The following is a 16,973-nucleotide window of genomic DNA, read 5'->3' on the forward strand; positions in this document are numbered from 1 at the left end:
CCGGAGTCGTTCCATGCGTAGCCCGCTGATTGCTGCCACCCTTGGCCTGCTGTTGTTAGCCGACGTGGCCCAGGCGCACACCCTGGTTGCCACCAGTAACATGATCATCCGTGCCACCCAGCGCACGCTTGATTTCACATCCGATACCACCACATCCATTCGCGATTCGAAAATCGTCCGCGAAGCCCATGACGACGCCGCCAGTTTTGTTGCCAGCGATGGCGAGATTCGCGGCGCGCACCTGGAAGCGGCCATCAACACCTTGCGCACCCGCGTACCGGAAGCCCGCGACGCCAGTGATCAGGTTCTCGCCGAAGCCATCCTCGCACTGTGAGGCGGCTTAGTGCCTGGCTGCTGGCCGGGGTGGTGTTGCTGCTTGGCAACACCGCTCAGGCCGGCCTGCAATTACGCCTCAAGACCGACGGTCTGAGCCCCGCGCAAGTGCAGGCCAGCCAGGCGCTACTCGATGAAGCCATGCAGGCATTGCCGCCGCGCTTCGTCGAGCAACTGGATCGGCGCATCGATGTCGGCTGGACCGACGAAATGCCCGGCAACGCCTACGGCCAGGCGTCGCTGGTGTCCGAACTCGATCTGAATCGCAACCTGCTCGCCAGCCTCACCGATGGCAGCGCCGCGACCAAAAAGACCTACCGCCCCCACGGCACCGTACGCCGGGAAATGCTGGCCACGGTCCTGCACGAACTTACCCATATTTACGATCGCTCGCGCCTGTGGCCAGACACCGAGCGCACGCTGATCCAGCGCTGCACCCAGCGCAACAGCAGTTCCGGGCTGATCGGCATCCCCGACCAGTGCCGCGGCCAGACCACACGACGCTTTACCCTCAGCGACGACCCACGCCTGCTGGATCTGGCCGGTTGGCCGCAATACGTCGGCCGGCGTGGCGAGCGCGAACAGCACAACCGGCAAGTCGCCCGCAGCCCGGACATCTACGAGACCACCAATCCCAAGGAATTCGTCGCGGTCAACATGGAGTATTTCCTCCTCGACCCGAGCTACGCCTGCCGACGTCCTGCGCTGTACCGCTACTACAAGGACCATTTCGGCTGGGCGCCCGCCGCCAAAGACACCTGCGCCAAAACCTTCGCGTTCCTGAATGCTGGCAACGACTTCGCCAAGACACCGCTGGGCCAGGTCGACCCGGAACGGGTCTATGCCGTGGACTATCTGTTGGCCGAAGCCAACCAGAACTGGGTCAGCCGCTGGGGCCACAGCATGTTGCGCCTGGTGATCTGTGCCCCGGGCCGGCCACGCGGGCCGGATTGTCGCCTGGATTTGGACCAACATCTGGTGCTTTCCTACCGTGCCTTCGTCGGTGACGTACAGCTGTCGAGCTGGGACGGATTGGTCGGTAAATACCCGTCACGCCTGTTTGTATTGCCGTTGGCCCAGGTCATCGACGAATACACCAAGACCGAACTGCGCAGCCTCGCCTCGGTGCCGTTGAACCTGTCGCGCACCGAAATTGAGGAAGTGGTGGAACACGCCGCAGAAATGCACTGGAGCTACGACGGCAACTACTTCTTCCTGTCCAACAACTGCGCGGTGGAAAGCCTGAAACTGCTGCGCAGCGGCAGCAACAACGCGCAACTGACCGGACTGGACAGCATCATGCCCAACGGTTTGCTCGAAGTGCTGAAGGGTCGCGGACTGGCGGACACCAGCGTGCTGGACGATCCACGCGAGGCTCTGCGCTTGGGTTATCGCTTCGACTCCTTCCGCGATCGCTATCAAGCGATGTTCGAAGTGCTGAAGAAACACTTGCCGATCAAGCAGGCCACCGTCGAAGACTGGTTGTCATTAAGCGCGGAAGACCGGCGTAAATGGATCGATCAGGCTGATTTGCGCACCAGTGCGGCATTGCTGTTGCTGGAGCAGGCCAGTTTCCGTCGACAGCTACAGTTGGCTCAGGATGAAGTGAAGCAGCGCTACCTGGGCGCTCGTGAACTGAAGAACGGCGGTATGGATAAGGCTAACGCGACCTTGCAGCAGATTCTCGCCAACAGCGGCTTCCTCAGCCGCCCCGCCGAATTGCTCGGCTCAGGTGGTTATGGTTTGCCGCAGCCGAGCGAGTCGGCGCGACTGGAATCGGAAACCAGCCTGCGCCAGAAACAGCTGCAATCGCTGACCGGGGATCTGGATAAGGAAGTGCGAGCGTTGCTGGAACCGAGTCGTGCGGCAGAGATTGCAGCTAACGAAGCCAATTTGAAGCAGGTTGGCGAGCATTTGCGGGCACTGCATAAAGCGGCGGGCGGGTTGGAGTTGCCCTGACAGGGTCACCGCAGACTTTGTAGCAGCTGGCGAAGCCTGCGTTCGGCTGCGAAGCAGTCGTCAAATCAGACGCTACGGTACATCAAGCAGACCGAGATGGATGGATTGCGACTGCTTCGCAGCCGAACGCAGGCTTCGCCAGCTGCTACATAAGCTGTGCTCGGCCTGCGCAAGTGGAATCGATCAGTTCAACACGTTATCCAGAATTTCATAAACGATCCCGGTCCCCACGGCAATCAGCACGATATCGCCACCAGCCCGGCGCCACTCGTAACCCTGATATTGCGGCAACCGGCCCAAGGCTCGGCCATCCAGGCGTTCGCCGTAATAACCGTGAGGCAACGGGCGACCACGTTCCAGACGAATGCCTGGAGGCGGCGGCGCACCGCGTACGAAATAACCGTGATTGTCATGAATGGTCTGGCGCACCGGGCCAAAGTCCCGAGGCGGTGGGCCACCGCGATGGTTGTCCTGCGGGCCACGGTGATCGTCGCCGCGATTGTCACCACGGTTATCGTGTTGGCCCTGCTGCGGGCCGCCGTGGTCGTGATCGTCGCGCTGGTCGGCGCTGGCGTGCAGCAACGGAGTCGCACTGAGCATCAGTACGCCCAGGCTGGCAATCAGACGTTTCGGCATTTTCATCGGGGGTTTCCTCACTGCACAAACAGCAAAAAGGGATTCAGAACGGTGTCCTGAATCCCTCGGTCTTGCTGTTTAGTGTGTCGGGCGAGGCGCTAATTCCTCTGTATCAAGAACTTTACCTTCAGCTGACCCGGGCCTTACGCACGCCTTCGGAAAGCGCAGCGCAAAGGCTCAGCACGCCGTCGATGGCCTGCTCCGGCGTCGAGGCATTGGCGATGTGATCGATCAGTGCCGAACCCACCACAACACCGTCTGCCAGACGCGCGATGGACGCCGCTTGCTCCGGTGTACGAATCCCGAAACCAATGCTGATCGGCAGGTCGGTGTGGCGACGCAGACGTGCAACCGCTTCCTCTACGTGCTCCAGCGTTGCTGCACCAGCACCGGTCACACCGGCCACAGACACGTAGTAGACAAAACCGGAGCTGCCGTTCAAAACGGTCGGCAGGCGCACATCGTCGGTGGTCGGCGTGGTCAGGCGGATGAAGTCCAAGCCCGCAGCCTGGGCCGGATCGCACAGCTCGCCGTTATGCTCCGGCGGCAGATCGACCACGATCAGGCCGTCAACGCCGGCCTCTTTGGCGTCAGCGATGAAACGCGGCACGCCATACATGTGGATCGGGTTGAAGTAACCCATCAGCACCAGTGGCGTCTCGGTGTTGCCTTCACGGAACTCGCGAACCATTTGCAGGGTTTTCGCCAGGTTCTGCTTGGCACCCAGAGCACGGATGTTAGCCAACTGGATCGCCGGGCCGTCGGCCATCGGGTCGGTGAAGGGCATGCCCAACTCGATCACGTCGGCGCCAGCGCCAGGCAGGCCTTTGAGGATGGCGAGCGAGGTGTCATAGCTCGGGTCGCCGGCGGTGACGAAGGTCACCAGGGCGGCGCGGTTTTGTTCCTTGAGTTCGGCAAAGCGCGTTTGCAGGCGGCTCATCAGTGTTTCTCCTGCTTGGACTGCTCGTGTTGAGAGTTTTCCATGTGGTGCATCACGGTTTGCATGTCTTTGTCGCCGCGGCCGGACAGGTTGACCACCATCAGGTGATCTTTCGGCAGGTTCGGTGCGCGTTTGAACACTTCAGCCAGGGCGTGGGCGCTTTCCAGTGCAGGAATAATCCCTTCCAGGCGGCAGCATTTGTGGAACGCATCGAGGGCTTCGTCGTCAGTCACAGAGGTGTACTGGACGCGGCCGATGTCGTGTAACCAGGCGTGTTCTGGGCCGATGCCCGGGTAATCGAGGCCGGCGGAGATCGAATGCGCGTCGATGATCTGGCCGTCGTCGTCCTGCAACAGGAACGTGCGGTTGCCGTGCAACACACCCGGTACACCGCCGTTCAGGCTGGCCGCGTGTTTGCCGGTTTCTATACCGTAACCAGCCGCTTCGACGCCGATGATTTCGACGCTCTTGTCGTCGAGGAACGGGTGGAACAGGCCCATCGCGTTAGAACCACCGCCGATGCACGCCACCAGAGAGTCCGGCAGGCGGCCTTCCTGATCTTGCAATTGGGTACGGGTTTCCTTGCCGATCACGGCCTGGAAGTCGCGAACCATGGCAGGGTATGGATGCGGACCGGCCACGGTGCCGATCAGGTAGAAGGTGCTGTCGACGTTGGTCACCCAGTCACGCAGCGCTTCGTTCATTGCATCTTTCAGGGTGCCGGTGCCAGCGACTACCGGGATCACTTCGGCGCCCAGCAGCTTCATGCGGAACACGTTGGCCTGCTGACGCTCGATGTCAGTGGTGCCCATGTAGATCACGCAATCCAGACCGAAACGTGCGGCCACGGTGGCGGTCGCCACGCCGTGCATACCAGCGCCGGTCTCGGCGATGATGCGTTTCTTGCCCATGCGCCGCGCCAGCAGGATCTGGCCGATGCAGTTGTTGATCTTGTGCGCGCCGGTGTGGTTCAGCTCTTCGCGCTTGAGGTAAATCTTCGCGCCGCCGCAGAATTCGGTCAGACGCTCAGCGTAATAAAGCGGACTTGGACGACCGACATAGTCGCGCTGGAAGTAGGCCAATTCTTCTTTGAATGCCGGATCTTCCTTGGCCAATTCGTATTCACGGGCCAGGTCGAGGATCAACGGCATCAGGGTTTCGGCGACGTAACGGCCGCCGAACGAGCCAAACAGGCCGTTGGCATCGGGGCCGTTGCGCAGATTAGTCTGGGTCATGGGTCGCTCCAGTTGGATTCGTGTGATGACAATGACACTCACTCTACCCCTGACGTTGCACCCTGAAAACCGATAAGATCGCCGCAACCTGTCAGGAAAACTCACAGTTCCCATGAGCCACGACCTCCCCCCGCTGAACGCCCTTCGCGCCTTCGAAGCCACTGCCCGCCTGAACAGCGTCAGTCAGGCTGCCGAACAGCTGCACGTCACCCATGGTGCGGTCAGCCGGCAACTCAAGGTGCTTGAAGAACACCTTGGCGTTGCCCTGTTCATCAAGGACGGACGTGGCCTTAAACTCACAGATGCCGGGATTCGTTTACGCGATGCCAGTGCCGAGGCCTTTGAGCGATTGCGCACTGTTTGCGCGGAACTGACCCAAAGCACCGCCGATGCGCCTTTCGTGCTTGGCTGCTCAGGAAGTTTGCTGGCGCGCTGGTTTATTCCGCGCCTCGGGCGGCTGAATGCGGATCTGCCGGATCTGCGTCTGCACCTGTCGGCCGGAGAAGGTGATCTCGATCCGCGCCGCCCGGGGCTGGACGCCCTGCTGGTGTTTGCAGAGCCGCCGTGGCCGGCGGACATGCAAGTCTACGAACTGGCCAGCGAACGCATCGGCCCGGTCATGAGCCCACGCTTCGCCGGTTTCGAAAGACTGCAACAGGCGCCGGCCAGCGCGCTATTGACCGAACCACTGCTGCACACCACCTCGCGCCCGCAAGCCTGGCCGAGTTGGGCGCAGCAAAGCGGCCTCGACGCCAAGGCGTTAAAGTACGGGCAGGGTTTCGAGCATTTGTATTATTTGCTGGAAGCGGCGGTAGCGGGGCTGGGGGTGGCGATTGCCCCTGAGCCGCTGGTGGCCGAGGATTTGAAGGCCGGCCGCCTGGTCGCGCCGTGGGGTTTCAGTGAAACCCCGGCGCAACTGGCGTTGTGGCTACCCAAGCGCGCCGCGGACGGGCGCGCTCGGCAGTTGGCGCAGTGGCTCAAGAATGAGCTGCGCCAAGCGGATTAGTCGCCGCGTTTGCACAACAGGTAAGCCGCGAGCAGACCCAGCGCACCAACGGCAACACCGGCTGTAGTCCAAGGGTGTTCTTGGGCGTAGTCCCGGGTTGCGATCCCGGTTTCGCGGGTTTTCACTTTGACTTCTTCGTAGGCGTCGCTCAGCAGGTGGCGAGAATGTTTCAGCGCGTTCTCGGCGTTGCTTTTCAGAGCCTTGAGGGTTTTACGCGACTCGTCCGAGGCGTCGTCCTTCAGGTTTTCCAGCGACTTGAGAAGACTCTCGATCTCGGCTTCCATGCTTTGCAATGAGGCTTTACGTAAAGAGGTGTTGGCCATGGTGGCTCTCCTTCATTGGTGATGAGTAGCGTGTGTTGGTTGGGACTTCAGGGGTTTGAGAAAGTGCAGTAAATCTGAACTTTGCTGTGGGAATAGCCGACAGAAGTAATACGAAAAATCACTGCTAGGCTGTATTTCATACCCCAAGGAGAACGCTATGACTGATCACCACACCTACAAGAAAGTCGAGCTGGTCGGCTCGTCCCCTACCAGCATCGAAGATGCAATCAACAACGCGCTGGCCGAAGCCAGCAAAAGCCTCAAGCATCTGGAATGGTTCGAAGTGACCGAGACCCGAGGCCACATCAAGGACGGCAAGGCAGCCCATTTCCAGGTGACCTTGAAAGTCGGGTTCCGGATTGCCAGCAGCTGAGTTTGAGCTAGTCTTCTGAACTTGCGCGCTGGCCGAGTGCCATAGGGAATGGCAAAGCGCTACATGTGTGTACCCGGCTGCTTGCCGGGTGCCCCTATTGATCCGACCAGGGAATGCGACCGATGAAGAAGTTTATTTTGGCAGTAGGTTTGTTGAGCCTTGCAGGAACGGCCTTTGCTGACGGCAAGTCCTGTGAAGAGCTGAAAGCTGAAATCGCGGCGAAACTGGACGCCAAGGGCGTTGCCGGTTATTCGCTGGAAATCGCCGATAAAGGCGCGGAAGCTGGCGGCAAAGTCGTCGGTACCTGTGAGAAAGGCACCAAAGTCATCGTCTACACCAGGTAGGCTGATTCCTGCTCAAATGAAAAAGCCGACGCATTGGCGTCGGCTTTTTTGTGCCCGCGAATTGCGCGTCAGCCTTTCATGACCTGCGCCAGCAACTCGTAGGAATGTATGCGATCGGCGTGTTCGTACAGGTCGCTGGTAAAGATCAACTCGTCAGCCTGGGTCTGCTCAATCAGCACTTCCAGCTTGGCGCGGATTTTCTGCGGGCTGCCGACCATGGCCAGACCAAGGAAATCGCCCACCGCTTCTTTTTCATGGGGCAACCACAGGCCGTCCATGGTTTTCACCGGTGGACGTTGCACCAGGCTCTGGCCGCGCATCAACGCGAGGATTCGCTGGTAGACCGAGGTCGCCAGGTAATCGGCCTGTTCGTCGGTGGCGGCCGCCACCAGGGGCACGCCGAGCATCACGTAGGGCTTGTCCAAAACCGCCGACGGCTTGAAGTGATTGCGGTAGACGCGAATCGCCTCATGCATGAAACGCGGTGCGAAATGCGAGGCGAAGGCGTAGGGCAAACCGCGCTCACCGGCCAGTTGTGCACTGAACAGGCTCGAACCCAGCAACCACACCGGGACATTGGTGCCGGTGCCTGGCATCGCGATGATCCGCTGATCCGGTGTGCGCGGGCCGAGATAACGCACCAGCTCTGCAACATCTTCAGGGAAGTCATCAGCACTGCCGGAGCGTTCACGGCGCAGCGCGCGGGCGGTCATCTGATCGGAACCCGGCGCACGGCCCAGGCCCAGGTCGATACGGCCGGGATAGAGGCTTTCCAGAGTGCCGAACTGTTCGGCGATCACCAACGGCGCGTGGTTGGGCAGCATCACACCACCTGAACCGACGCGAATGGTCGAGGTGCCGCCGGCCAGATAACCGAGCAACACCGAGGTCGCGGAACTGGCGATGCCGTCCATGTTGTGGTGTTCAGCCACCCAAAAGCGGGTGTAGCCGAATTTTTCGACGTGCTGCGCCAGGTCCAGAGAATTGCGCAGCGACTGGGCTGCACTGCCGTTCTCCCGCACGGGCACCAGGTCGAGGGTGGAGTACTTGATATCGGACAATCGTTTCATAAACCTGCTTCTCCAATGGGCCGCAGGTTTTTTCCACGAATGAAAACCTGCCGAGTCTAAAAGCGTTCCCTATGCAATGAGGGCATATACCCGAGTTTCAATAGCAGACACGAATTTGCTTACCAGATAAGCGGTTTGATCCGACAAGGTGAACTTTGCCAAGTCTTCTATCCTCAGAACCCTTAGCAACCGAAAACCACGATGGCGCGACATTCCGCGCCGGATCTTGAGGAGGCAGACATGGCTATCACGAAGAAAGCATCGGCTCATTGGGAAGGTGACCTGAAAACCGGCATCGGTTCGATTTCCACGGAAACCGGTGTTCTCAGAGAAGCACCCTATGGCTTCAAGGCCCGTTTCGAAGGCGGCAAAGGCACCAATCCTGAAGAGTTGATCGGCGCAGCCCATGCCGGTTGTTTCTCCATGGCGTTTTCGATGATCCTCGGCGATGCAGGCCTCAAGGCTGACAGCATCGATACCAATGCCGAGGTCACCCTGGATCAGGTCGACGGTGGTTTTGCGATCACCGCGGTGAAACTGATTCTCAAGGCAAAAATCCCCGGGGCGACCCAGGCGCAGTTTGAAGAGCTGAGCAACAAGGCCAAAGAAGGCTGCCCGGTGTCCAAGGTGCTGAATGCCAAGATCAGCCTGGATGCTACGTTGGTTAGCTGATCTTGATATGGCTTTGAATCGGCGCTGATTGCATTGGCGCCTTCGCGAGCAAGCCCGCTCCCACATTTGGAATGCATTTCAAAATGTGGGAGCGGGCTTGCTCGCGAAGGCGACCTTATAAACGACACAACTCCATAGCTGAAACCGTGGGTTGTGACTGATATCAGAACTCCCCTCGCAAAACTGTGGTCGAATAAATGACAGCAGCTTCAGCGCATAGACATGCGCGCTGCCTCAAGGGAGCTTCACCATGAAACGTTTTGCCTTGGCGATTATCTGTTGCGCGCTGGCCACTTCGGCACTGGCCGCGACCAAAGACTGCGAAGAACTCAAGAATGAGATCGAGATCAAGATTCAGGCCAACGCGGTGCCTTCCTACACCCTGGAAATCGTCACCAAGGAAGAAGCCGCCAAGCACGACGTAGCGATGATCGTTGGCACCTGCGAAAACGGCACTAAAGCCATCATCTACCAAAAGAACGATCGCTGATCCAACTCAGATAATGCAGAGGACCTCCCGGTCTTCAGCCACGATCTCCCGCTTGGCGTTATACAGCCGGGCGCTGGGGGTAAAGGCCAGGGAGCGACCTTCCAGCGTGTAACGCTGGCCGGCTTCGAATTTGTCGTAGCGAATGGTCAGGTAGCACAGCCGTTCCGAAGAGTCGTTCAAGAACCCCGAACCACCCGTGAACACTTCAAAGTCGAAGCGCACCTTCAGCTCATGGCTGCCGGGAGTGACCTGAAAGTAGCGCCCGTCTGTCAGTCGCTGGTTATCCAGGCGTTCAGCCATCATCAACTTGCCACCGGGGGTCGGCGTCGACATGTCGACCCAGGCCATTTGTGGATCGACGGCCGGCAGCGGACTCAGGCAACCGGAAAGAGCGCTCGCCCCGAGCAACAGCAATAACCTGCGCATGATGAATGTCCCGATGGTTGGTCATTCAGCATAACGCTGATCACGTGCGTTGGCAGCCTGCGGGTGTGGCCTGCCCGATGACTTTTCGCTGCTGGTCGTAGAGCTTTGCCCACGGCCGGAAACCGATATTCCCCGCTTGCAGCTGATAACGCTGACCGGCGTTGAAGTCCTTGAATTTCACACTCAACTGGCAATCGCGCCACAACGGCTCGGAATCGGGGCCGATATTGGTGGGTTCAACGGCAAACTGGTAACGAACCTTCAATTCATGGCTACCGGGTTGCACTTCAAAGAAGCGCTTGTCGGTGGCGGCCTTGTCATCGACCTTCAACGCTTGCAACGCCGAATCTTCCTGCTTTGAAGCCAGGTCGATCCACGCCTGGGACGGGTCAGGATCGGGCATTCCGAATCCGGCACAACCGGCCAGCGTCAACAGGCCTCCTGTCAGCATCAACTTGCGCATAGCGGAGCTCCAGTGTGGCGGGATAGTCTTGAGGGCAGACTTTCCAGGGATGTTTTTTATTGTGATCAGGCCGTTTTCAAGCCTTGGGTTACTTGATCGCGTTTTGCGCGTTTTGTTTCCGGGTGTGTTGTTTTTGTTGCTCAACGGTTGCGCCAGCGTCAGCTACTACAGCCAGTTGGCCAATGGTCAGCTGCAATTGCTGCGGGCCCGAGAGCCGGTGGCCAAGGTGATTGCCGATCCCCAACGCGATCCGAAACTGCGTGCGCACCTGGCCCAGTCGCAAAAGGCCCGGGTGTTCGCCAGCGAGCAGTTGCACCTGCCAGATAACCAGAGCTATCGCCTATACGCCGACATTGGCCGGCCCTATGTGGTCTGGAATGTCTTTGTCACGCCGGAATTTTCCCTGAAGCCGCAAAACCATTGCTTCCCCATCGCCGGTTGCGTCGCCTATCGCGGTTATTACAGCCAGAGCGCGGCCCGTGGCGAAGCGGCAGTGCGGCGCCTGCAAGGCATGGACGTGTCGATCGGCGGGGTCGAGGCCTACTCGACGCTGGGCTGGTTCAACGACCCGATCATCAGCTCAATGATGAATTGGGGCGATGAGCGACTGGCGACGCTGATCTTTCATGAACTGGCGCATCAACGTTTCTATGTGAAGGACGACACCGAGTTCAACGAATCCTTTGCCACGTTTGTCGAGCAGGAAGGCACCCGACAATGGCGCGCCAGCCGTAGGCTTGCCCCGGAAAACGGTGCGACGCTGCGACAACGCGATCAGCTCACTCAACTGGTTCTGGACACCCGCACACGCCTTGAACGCCTGTACGCCCAACCCCTGCCCATCGAGCAGATGCGCCAGCGCAAAGCCGAAGCGTTCGAACAGCTGCGCAGCGACTACCGGGCGATGCGTGACGGCCAATGGAACGGGGACAAACGCTATGACGCGTGGATCAATGCACCGATGAACAATGCCAAGCTGCTGCCGTTTGGTTTGTACGACCAATGGGTACCGGCGTTTGCGGCGTTGTTCAAGCAGGTTGGTGGGGATTGGGTGAGGTTTTATGCCGAGGTGGAGAAGCTGGGTGGGTTGCCGGTTGTTGAGCGTAAGGCGGCGTTGAAAGGGTTGGCAGAGTCCTAGATTAGCGGTGGCTGATCCGGCCTCTTCGCGGGCAAGCCCGCTCCCACAGGGGATTTGTGTCGGACACATATCCTGTGGGAGCGAGCTTGCTCGCGATGGCGATTGCACTAACGCTGCAGAAACGCCTGATGCATCTCTTCCAGCGTTTCGAAGTGATACGCCGGTGCTTCGGCGCTCAGTTCTTCGTGGCTGCCGAATCCGTACCCCACGGCCGCTGCGTCCAGGCCGTTGCTCCGGGCGCCGATCAAGTCGTGTTTGCGGTCGCCGATCATCAGAGTATTGGCCGGGTCCAGGCCTTCTTCGGCGATCAAATGGGCAATCAGCTCGACCTTATTGGTCCGCGTGCCGTCCAGTTCGCTGCCGTAAATCACTTTGAAGTGTTTGGCGAAGTCGAAGTGGCGGGCGATCTCGCGGGCGAACACCCAGGGTTTGGAGGTGGCGATATACAGCTGTCGTCCTTGCCCGCTCAGGGTTTCCAGCAGCGGTGTAACACCGTCGAACACGCGGTTTTCATACAGGCCGGTGACTTTGAAACGCTCGCGATAGAAATTCACCGCTTCCCAGGCCTTGGGTTCGTCGAACCCGTAGAACTGCATGAACGCCTGCAACAGCGGTGGGCCGATGAAGTGTTCGAGTTTGGTCAGGTCGGGCTCATCGATGCCCAGTTTGGCCAAGGCAAATTGAATCGAGCGGGTAATGCCCTCGCGTGGGTCGGTCAGGGTGCCATCGAGGTCGAACAAAACAGTTTGGTAATGCATGAAAATTCCTGGGCTAGAGTGAGACGCTTCAGACCTTGTCGTAGCCTTCAGCCAGATGCAGGTCCTTGAGCTTCACGTAGTTCGCCGCGCTGTAGGTGAAAAAGGCGTTTTCCTTGTCAGTAAGTGGCCGGATCTGTTTCACCGGGCTGCCGACATACAGGAAACCGCTTTCCAGACGCTTGCCCGGCGGCACCAGGCTGCCGGCGCCGATGATCACATCGTCTTCCACCACCGCACCGTCCATGACGATGCTGCCCATGCCAATCAGCACCCGGCTGCCCACCGAACAACCGTGAAGCATGACCTTGTGCGCGATGGTCACGTCATCGCCGATCAAGCAAGGAAAGCCATCGGGATTGAACGGCCCGGCGTGGGTGATGTGCAGCACGCAGCCATCCTGGACGCTGGTGCGTGCACCGATGCGGATGCGGTGCATGTCGCCACGGATCACTGTCAGCGGCCAGACGGAGCTGTCTTCGCCGATTTCTACGTCGCCGATTACCACCGCCGAGCCGTCGACAAAAGCGCCTTTGCCCAGTAGCGGCGTGTGGTTCAGATACTTGCGAAGGGACACGATAGGTTCTCTCTCTGTCGCTGATAGCTGCGGTGAGTGTCGATTGTAATTAAGATGGGGCAATGTTTCTTCCAGCCAAGGTGCCAACCGTGAGCGTGAACAACCCTCTTTTGCAGTCCTACGACCTGCCGCCGTTCTCGGCGATACGTGCCGAACACGTGCAACCGGCGATTGAACAAATCCTGGCTGACAACCGCGCCGCCATTATCGAGATCCTCAAAACCCAGGGCAAACAACCGACCTGGGCCGGCCTGGTGCTGGCGATGGACGAACTCAATGATCGCCTGGGCGCGGCCTGGAGCCCGGTCAGCCACTTGAACGCCGTGTGCAACAGCGCCGAATTGCGTGAAGCCTACGAGTCCTGCCTGCCGGCGCTGAGCGCCTACTCCACCGAGATGGGCCAGAACCGCGAATTGTTCCAGGCCTTCGAAGCCCTAGCCAACAGCCCGGAAGCCGCCGGTTTCGACGTGGCGCAAAAAACTATCCTGGAACACGCCCTGCGTGACTTCCGTCTGTCGGGTATCGACCTGCCGGAAGCCGAGCAGAAGCGTTACGCCGAAGTGCAGAGCAAGCTCTCGGAACTGGGCAGCCGCTTCTCCAACCAGTTGCTCGACGCCACTCAGGCCTGGACCAAACACGTCACCGACGAAGCCGTCCTCGCCGGTCTGACCGATTCGGCCAAGGCGCAAATGGCTGCCGCAGCACAGGCCAAAGGTCTGGAAGGTTTCCTGATTACCCTGGAATTCCCGAGCTACTACGCGGTGATGACTTACGCCCAGGACCGCGCCCTGCGCGAAGAAGTCTACGCCGCCTACTGCACCCGTGCGTCGGACCAAGGCCCGAATGCCGGACAGAACGACAACAGCCCGGTGATGGAAGAAATCCTCGACCTGCGCCAGGAATTGGCCAAGCTGCTGGGTTTCGCCAGCTTCTCGGAGCTGAGTCTGGCCACCAAAATGGCCGAATCCAGCGACCAGGTTCTAAGTTTCCTACGAGACCTGGCCAAGCGCAGCAAGCCGTTCGCCGCTCAGGATCTGGAACAGCTCAAGGCCTACGCCGCCGAACAAGGCTGCCCGGACCTGCAAAGCTGGGACAGCGGTTTCTACGGTGAAAAACTCCGTGAACAACGTTACAGCGTTGCCCAGGAAGCCCTTCGCGCCTACTTCCCGATCGACAAAGTGCTGGGCGGCCTGTTCGCCATCGTTCAGCGCCTGTACGGCATCGAGATCGCCGAGCAAAAAGGCTTCGACACCTGGCACCCGGATGTTCGCCTGTTCGAAATCAAGGAAAACGGCCAGCACGTCGGCCGCTTCTTCTTTGACCTGTACGCCCGCGCCAACAAGCGCGGCGGTGCGTGGATGGACGGCGCTCGTGACCGTCGTCGCAATGTCGCAGGTGTGCTGCAAAGCCCGGTAGCCAATCTGGTGTGCAACTTCACCCCGGCGGACAGCGGCAAGCCTGCGCTGCTGACCCACGATGAAGTCACCACTCTGTTCCACGAATTCGGCCATGGCCTGCATCACCTGCTGACCCGCGTCGAGCATGCCGGCGTGTCCGGCATCAACGGCGTGGCGTGGGATGCGGTCGAGTTGCCAAGCCAGTTCATGGAAAACTGGTGCTGGGAGCCTGAAGGCCTGGCGCTGATTTCCGGTCACTACGAAACCGGCGAACCGCTGCCGCAAGACTTGTTGGGCAAAATGCTCGCGGCGAAGAACTTCCAGTCCGGCCTGATGATGGTGCGCCAACTGGAGTTCTCGCTGTTCGACTTCGAACTGCACGCCACCCACGGCGACGGTCGTAGCGTGCTGCAAGTGCTCGAAGGCGTGCGCGACGAAGTGTCGGTCATGCGTCCGCCGGCCTACAACCGCTTCCCGAACAGCTTCGCGCACATCTTCGCCGGTGGTTACGCGGCGGGTTATTACAGCTACAAGTGGGCTGAAGTGCTGTCGGCCGATGCCTTCTCGAAGTTCGAAGAAGACGGCGTGCTCAATGCCGAAACCGGTCGCGCGTTCCGCGAAGCGATCCTGGCGCGCGGTGGTTCGCAGGAACCGATGGTGCTGTTCGTCGACTTCCGTGGCCGTGCGCCAACGATTGACGCACTCTTGCGCCACAGCGGCCTGAGTGAGGACGCGGCAGCATGAGCGAGGGGCCTGTGATCACGAAAAAACGCTTTATCGCCGGGGCGGTCTGCCCGGCGTGCAGCGAGCCGGACAAGTTGATGATGTGGAACGAAGACGAGGTCCCGCACCGTGAGTGCGTGGCCTGCGGTTATTCCGACACGCTCAATGAACAAGGCTTGTCCGTGCCCAAGGAATTGGGCACGCGGGTCAACGTTTCGGCGCTGAAAGCGCCGGACGCCAAGGTTCAGGCGGTGCAATTCTTCCCGAACCCGAAACTGAAGAAAAAGCCTGACGAACAACATTGAGTGATCCCCATGTGGGAGCGGGCTTGCTCGCGAAGGCGGTATGCCATTCAGCATTGATGTTGACTGACACACCGCCTTCGCGAGCAAGCCCGCTCCCACAGGGTTGCAGCATTGAAATTTCCTACTTTTCGACATTCGCCGATTTGAACCAGCTCTGCATCGAGCACATGGCGAACGGGCTAGTGCTGCAATCACCATTGGCCAACGCCGTGCGCAATTTGTCGGCATCGGCCTGCATCATGTAGCGAACGCCATCCTTGAAGTGGGTGCTGTCACCAAAACCGCCCTCGGTCATTTCATTCAGTGCGTCTTCCTTGCTCCAACCTTGCACCACCACCCGGTACATCGCCGCCATCAGGCCGGTGCGATCGGAACCGTGTTTGCAATGCATCAACACCGGACCTTTGGCCTCGGCGGCCTGAATCGCGCGAAGGGCCGCGATCACCTGTGCGTCATCCACGTGATTGGTGCGATAAGGCAGTTGGACCAGGTTGATGTCAGGCGAGGATATCCAGCCCTTGTCTGACTCCGGCAGGAAACTGATGACGGTGCCCACCTTGAGTTTTTCCAGCAACGGTACGACCCCGCTGTCCGGCAATGCGCTGCGGTAGAGGGTCGGTGACATCTGGTAGAGGTTGTATTTCGCGTCCACCGATTGCGCCCATTCAGCAGGTCGCGACGATGTGGCGTCGTCGGCACAGGCCAGTGACAGATTGAAAAAGGCAATCAACGACAGGCACATCGCGGGGACTAGACGGGTGTTGGGCATGCTGGGCGACCGTAAAGGAAGAAGCGGATTAATGACGGTCAGCTTCAGTCTTGAGCGGTCAACGCGTTGTGAGCCGCCTGTCAAAGAATCGTGAATCCATCGACTTTCGTCGCAAAAGCCCGGTTTATTTCAGCTGAATCGGTTCAACCTGATACTTAGCCTGCTACCATTTGTTACCAAAGTTTGCAGACGTGCGGCGCTCTCACCGATCGCTGAAGACCTGCATTCCTGCCAAAACGAAAAGCCGTTCGCCGAAATGGCAAAAAAACCATCAACGCCTGATGAGGTGCCCCCCCCATGTCTGATCAAGATCGAGACAACCCGCGGCGTGAGTTTTTGCGCAAATCCCTGACCTTGATCCCGGTGGTCACCGTCGCCAGCACTGCGCTGGGCAGCTCCGTCCTGCTCGCCGCGCCAGAACCGGCGCCGGCCAATCCCGGCAAAACACCCGTCAGCACCAGCACCTTTGAACCGACCTACTTCACCGCCGAAGAATGGACGTTTATCAAGGCTGCCGTCGCGCAACTGATCCCAAACGATGCCCAAGGGCCAGGCGCTCTGGAAGCCGGCGTGCCGGAATACATCGACCGGCAGATGAACACCCCGTACGCCGCCGGCGCCCTGTGGTTCATGCAAGGCCCGTTCAACGCCGACGCTCCGGCGGAGATGGGCTGGCAGAGCAAGCTCGTGCCCAAAGAGATCTATCGCCTGGGCATTGCCGCAACGGATGCTTGGTCGAAAGCCTTCAACGGTAAAGTATTTGCTGAGCAAGACAGCGCTACCCGAGACGATTTACTCAAGCAACTCGAAGCCGGAAAACCTGAGTTCGACAGCGTGCCGTCGAAGATTTTCTTCAACTTGCTGCTGCAAAACACCAAAGAAGGGTTCTTCTGCGACCCGATCCACGGTGGCAACAAAGGCATGGTCGGCTGGACCATGATCGGCTTCCCCGGCGCCCGCGCCGATTTCATGGATTGGGTGGAACGCAACGAGCAATACCCCTTCCCGGCAGTTTCGATTCGCGGCGAGAGGGCATAAG

21 protein-coding genes are annotated in these 16,973 nt (G+C 59.5%); 11 read left to right on the forward strand and 10 right to left on the reverse strand.

The genetic code is table 11. The annotated features are described in order from the left end of the window. The first annotated feature begins 13 nt into the window (after positions 1-13). Both NK667_RS26705 and NK667_RS26710 read left to right on the forward strand, forming a co-directional pair. On the forward strand, positions 14-334 hold the full coding sequence (locus tag NK667_RS26705; RefSeq protein ID WP_054047920.1) for a DUF2388 domain-containing protein: 321 nt from the start codon (positions 14-16) through the stop codon (positions 332-334). Continuing rightward, positions 331-2,292, forward strand: coding sequence for a DUF7844 domain-containing protein (locus tag NK667_RS26710; RefSeq protein WP_054617213.1), 1,962 nt, complete (start codon positions 331-333; stop codon positions 2,290-2,292). Before NK667_RS26705 ends, NK667_RS26710 begins: the two co-directional genes overlap by 4 nt. A 183-nt stretch (positions 2,293-2,475) precedes the next feature. On the opposite strand, the gene NK667_RS26715 is transcribed toward NK667_RS26710, so the two are convergent. The 3 genes from NK667_RS26715 to trpB all read right to left on the reverse strand — a co-directional run bounded on the left by NK667_RS26715 (position 2,476) and on the right by trpB (position 5,103). Next, complete coding sequence (locus tag NK667_RS26715) at positions 2,476-2,934, reverse strand: anti-virulence regulator CigR family protein (protein ID WP_054617212.1); 459 nt, start codon at positions 2,932-2,934, stop codon at positions 2,476-2,478. Between the two features lie 121 nt (positions 2,935-3,055). Beyond that, entirely contained in the window at positions 3,056-3,868 is an 813-nt protein-coding gene (trpA, locus tag NK667_RS26720; protein ID WP_054617211.1) for a tryptophan synthase subunit alpha, read from the reverse strand. Next, positions 3,868-5,103, reverse strand: a complete 1,236-nt coding sequence (gene trpB / locus NK667_RS26725) for a tryptophan synthase subunit beta (protein WP_054047926.1) — start codon at positions 5,101-5,103, stop codon at positions 3,868-3,870. Before trpB ends, trpA begins: the two co-directional genes overlap by 1 nt. A 112-nt stretch (positions 5,104-5,215) precedes the next feature. Here trpB and NK667_RS26730 point away from each other — a divergent pair, with 112 nt between their 5' ends. Then, a complete protein-coding gene (locus NK667_RS26730) occupies positions 5,216-6,109 on the forward strand; it encodes a LysR family transcriptional regulator (RefSeq protein ID WP_054617210.1) in 894 nt (297 codons plus the stop codon). On the opposite strand, the gene NK667_RS26735 is transcribed toward NK667_RS26730, so the two are convergent. Continuing rightward, positions 6,106-6,432: an ElaB/YgaM/YqjD family protein gene (locus NK667_RS26735; protein WP_054047930.1), complete on the reverse strand. Its 327-nt coding sequence runs from the start codon at positions 6,430-6,432 to the stop codon at positions 6,106-6,108. The two genes, NK667_RS26730 and NK667_RS26735, sit on opposite strands and share 4 nt — an antisense overlap. Positions 6,433-6,589: 157 nt before the next feature. On the opposite strand from NK667_RS26735, the gene NK667_RS26740 reads away from it, so the two are divergent. Beyond that, entirely contained in the window at positions 6,590-6,805 is a 216-nt protein-coding gene (locus tag NK667_RS26740; protein WP_054047931.1) for a dodecin, read from the forward strand. A gap of 122 nt (positions 6,806-6,927) precedes the next feature. Beyond that, positions 6,928-7,149, forward strand: coding sequence for a DUF1161 domain-containing protein (locus NK667_RS26745; protein ID WP_054047933.1), 222 nt, complete (start codon positions 6,928-6,930; stop codon positions 7,147-7,149). A 68-nt stretch (positions 7,150-7,217) separates the two neighbouring features. On the opposite strand, the gene NK667_RS26750 is transcribed toward NK667_RS26745, so the two are convergent. Then, on the reverse strand, positions 7,218-8,219 hold the full coding sequence (locus tag NK667_RS26750) for an LLM class flavin-dependent oxidoreductase (protein WP_054617209.1): 1,002 nt from the start codon (positions 8,217-8,219) through the stop codon (positions 7,218-7,220). 240 nt (positions 8,220-8,459) lie between these two features. Here NK667_RS26750 and NK667_RS26755 point away from each other — a divergent pair, with 240 nt between their 5' ends. Further along, complete coding sequence (locus NK667_RS26755) at positions 8,460-8,891, forward strand: OsmC family protein (protein WP_008152515.1); 432 nt, start codon at positions 8,460-8,462, stop codon at positions 8,889-8,891. Positions 8,892-9,141: 250 nt separating this feature from the next. Further along, on the forward strand, positions 9,142-9,381 hold the full coding sequence (locus NK667_RS26760) for a DUF1161 domain-containing protein (protein ID WP_054617208.1): 240 nt from the start codon (positions 9,142-9,144) through the stop codon (positions 9,379-9,381). A gap of 6 nt (positions 9,382-9,387) precedes the next feature. On the opposite strand, the gene NK667_RS26765 is transcribed toward NK667_RS26760, so the two are convergent. Both NK667_RS26765 and NK667_RS26770 read right to left on the reverse strand, forming a co-directional pair. Then, positions 9,388-9,807: a PA0061/PA0062 family lipoprotein gene (locus NK667_RS26765; protein ID WP_054617207.1), complete on the reverse strand. Its 420-nt coding sequence runs from the start codon at positions 9,805-9,807 to the stop codon at positions 9,388-9,390. Positions 9,808-9,847: 40 nt separating this feature from the next. Then, on the reverse strand, positions 9,848-10,270 hold the full coding sequence (locus NK667_RS26770; RefSeq protein WP_054047941.1) for a PA0061/PA0062 family lipoprotein: 423 nt from the start codon (positions 10,268-10,270) through the stop codon (positions 9,848-9,850). Between the two features lie 61 nt (positions 10,271-10,331). On the opposite strand from NK667_RS26770, the gene NK667_RS26775 reads away from it, so the two are divergent. Then, positions 10,332-11,408: an aminopeptidase gene (locus NK667_RS26775; protein ID WP_054617238.1), complete on the forward strand. Its 1,077-nt coding sequence runs from the start codon at positions 10,332-10,334 to the stop codon at positions 11,406-11,408. A 107-nt stretch (positions 11,409-11,515) separates the two neighbouring features. On the opposite strand, the gene NK667_RS26780 is transcribed toward NK667_RS26775, so the two are convergent. Both NK667_RS26780 and NK667_RS26785 read right to left on the reverse strand, forming a co-directional pair. Beyond that, positions 11,516-12,166: an HAD family hydrolase gene (locus tag NK667_RS26780; RefSeq protein WP_054617206.1), complete on the reverse strand. Its 651-nt coding sequence runs from the start codon at positions 12,164-12,166 to the stop codon at positions 11,516-11,518. A 28-nt stretch (positions 12,167-12,194) separates the two neighbouring features. Further along, a complete protein-coding gene (locus NK667_RS26785) occupies positions 12,195-12,740 on the reverse strand; it encodes a gamma carbonic anhydrase family protein (protein ID WP_054047947.1) in 546 nt (181 codons plus the stop codon). Positions 12,741-12,802: 62 nt separating this feature from the next. On the opposite strand from NK667_RS26785, the gene prlC reads away from it, so the two are divergent. Both prlC and NK667_RS26795 read left to right on the forward strand, forming a co-directional pair. Next, a complete protein-coding gene (gene prlC, locus NK667_RS26790; RefSeq protein ID WP_177331481.1) occupies positions 12,803-14,881 on the forward strand; it encodes an oligopeptidase A in 2,079 nt (692 codons plus the stop codon). Next, the gene (locus NK667_RS26795) at positions 14,878-15,165 is read left to right on the forward strand and encodes a YheV family putative zinc ribbon protein (RefSeq protein WP_054047949.1); all 288 of its coding nucleotides are present in this window, start codon (positions 14,878-14,880) and stop codon (positions 15,163-15,165) included. The genes prlC and NK667_RS26795 overlap by 4 nt, the downstream gene beginning before the upstream one ends. 121 nt (positions 15,166-15,286) lie before the next feature. On the opposite strand, the gene NK667_RS26800 is transcribed toward NK667_RS26795, so the two are convergent. After that, positions 15,287-15,934, reverse strand: coding sequence for a phosphatase domain-containing protein (locus NK667_RS26800; RefSeq protein ID WP_054617205.1), 648 nt, complete (start codon positions 15,932-15,934; stop codon positions 15,287-15,289). A 297-nt stretch (positions 15,935-16,231) separates the two neighbouring features. Between NK667_RS26800 and NK667_RS26805 the strand changes: the two genes are divergently transcribed. Then, positions 16,232-16,972, forward strand: a complete 741-nt coding sequence (locus tag NK667_RS26805) for a gluconate 2-dehydrogenase subunit 3 family protein (protein ID WP_054617204.1) — start codon at positions 16,232-16,234, stop codon at positions 16,970-16,972. The last annotated feature ends 1 nt before the right edge of the window (position 16,973 follow it).

Origin of the sequence: Pseudomonas nunensis (assembly GCF_024296925.1) — a bacterium.
Classification (GTDB): Bacteria; Pseudomonadota; Gammaproteobacteria; order Pseudomonadales; family Pseudomonadaceae; genus Aquipseudomonas; species Aquipseudomonas nunensis.

Excerpts from the sequence above, each read along its gene's own strand:
- NK667_RS26705 (WP_054047920.1), top strand. The coding sequence starts at position 14 with ATGCGTAGCCCGCTGATTGCTGCCACCCTTGGCCTGCTGTTGTTAGCC.
- NK667_RS26715 (WP_054617212.1), bottom strand. The coding sequence starts at position 2,934 with ATGAAAATGCCGAAACGTCTGATTGCCAGCCTGGGCGTACTGATGCTC.
- trpA (WP_054617211.1), bottom strand. The coding sequence starts at position 3,868 with ATGAGCCGCCTGCAAACGCGCTTTGCCGAACTCAAGGAACAAAACCGC.
- trpB (WP_054047926.1), bottom strand. The coding sequence starts at position 5,103 with ATGACCCAGACTAATCTGCGCAACGGCCCCGATGCCAACGGCCTGTTT.
- NK667_RS26730 (WP_054617210.1), top strand. The coding sequence starts at position 5,216 with ATGAGCCACGACCTCCCCCCGCTGAACGCCCTTCGCGCCTTCGAAGCC.
- NK667_RS26735 (WP_054047930.1), bottom strand. The coding sequence starts at position 6,432 with ATGGCCAACACCTCTTTACGTAAAGCCTCATTGCAAAGCATGGAAGCC.
- NK667_RS26740 (WP_054047931.1), top strand. The coding sequence starts at position 6,590 with ATGACTGATCACCACACCTACAAGAAAGTCGAGCTGGTCGGCTCGTCC.
- NK667_RS26745 (WP_054047933.1), top strand. The coding sequence starts at position 6,928 with ATGAAGAAGTTTATTTTGGCAGTAGGTTTGTTGAGCCTTGCAGGAACG.
- NK667_RS26750 (WP_054617209.1), bottom strand. The coding sequence starts at position 8,219 with ATGAAACGATTGTCCGATATCAAGTACTCCACCCTCGACCTGGTGCCC.
- NK667_RS26755 (WP_008152515.1), top strand. The coding sequence starts at position 8,460 with ATGGCTATCACGAAGAAAGCATCGGCTCATTGGGAAGGTGACCTGAAA.
- NK667_RS26760 (WP_054617208.1), top strand. The coding sequence starts at position 9,142 with ATGAAACGTTTTGCCTTGGCGATTATCTGTTGCGCGCTGGCCACTTCG.
- NK667_RS26765 (WP_054617207.1), bottom strand. The coding sequence starts at position 9,807 with ATGCGCAGGTTATTGCTGTTGCTCGGGGCGAGCGCTCTTTCCGGTTGC.
- NK667_RS26770 (WP_054047941.1), bottom strand. The coding sequence starts at position 10,270 with ATGCGCAAGTTGATGCTGACAGGAGGCCTGTTGACGCTGGCCGGTTGT.
- NK667_RS26780 (WP_054617206.1), bottom strand. The coding sequence starts at position 12,166 with ATGCATTACCAAACTGTTTTGTTCGACCTCGATGGCACCCTGACCGAC.
- prlC (WP_177331481.1), top strand. The coding sequence starts at position 12,803 with ATGTTTCTTCCAGCCAAGGTGCCAACCGTGAGCGTGAACAACCCTCTT.
- NK667_RS26795 (WP_054047949.1), top strand. The coding sequence starts at position 14,878 with ATGAGCGAGGGGCCTGTGATCACGAAAAAACGCTTTATCGCCGGGGCG.
- NK667_RS26800 (WP_054617205.1), bottom strand. The coding sequence starts at position 15,934 with ATGCCCAACACCCGTCTAGTCCCCGCGATGTGCCTGTCGTTGATTGCC.
- NK667_RS26805 (WP_054617204.1), top strand. The coding sequence starts at position 16,232 with ATGTCTGATCAAGATCGAGACAACCCGCGGCGTGAGTTTTTGCGCAAA.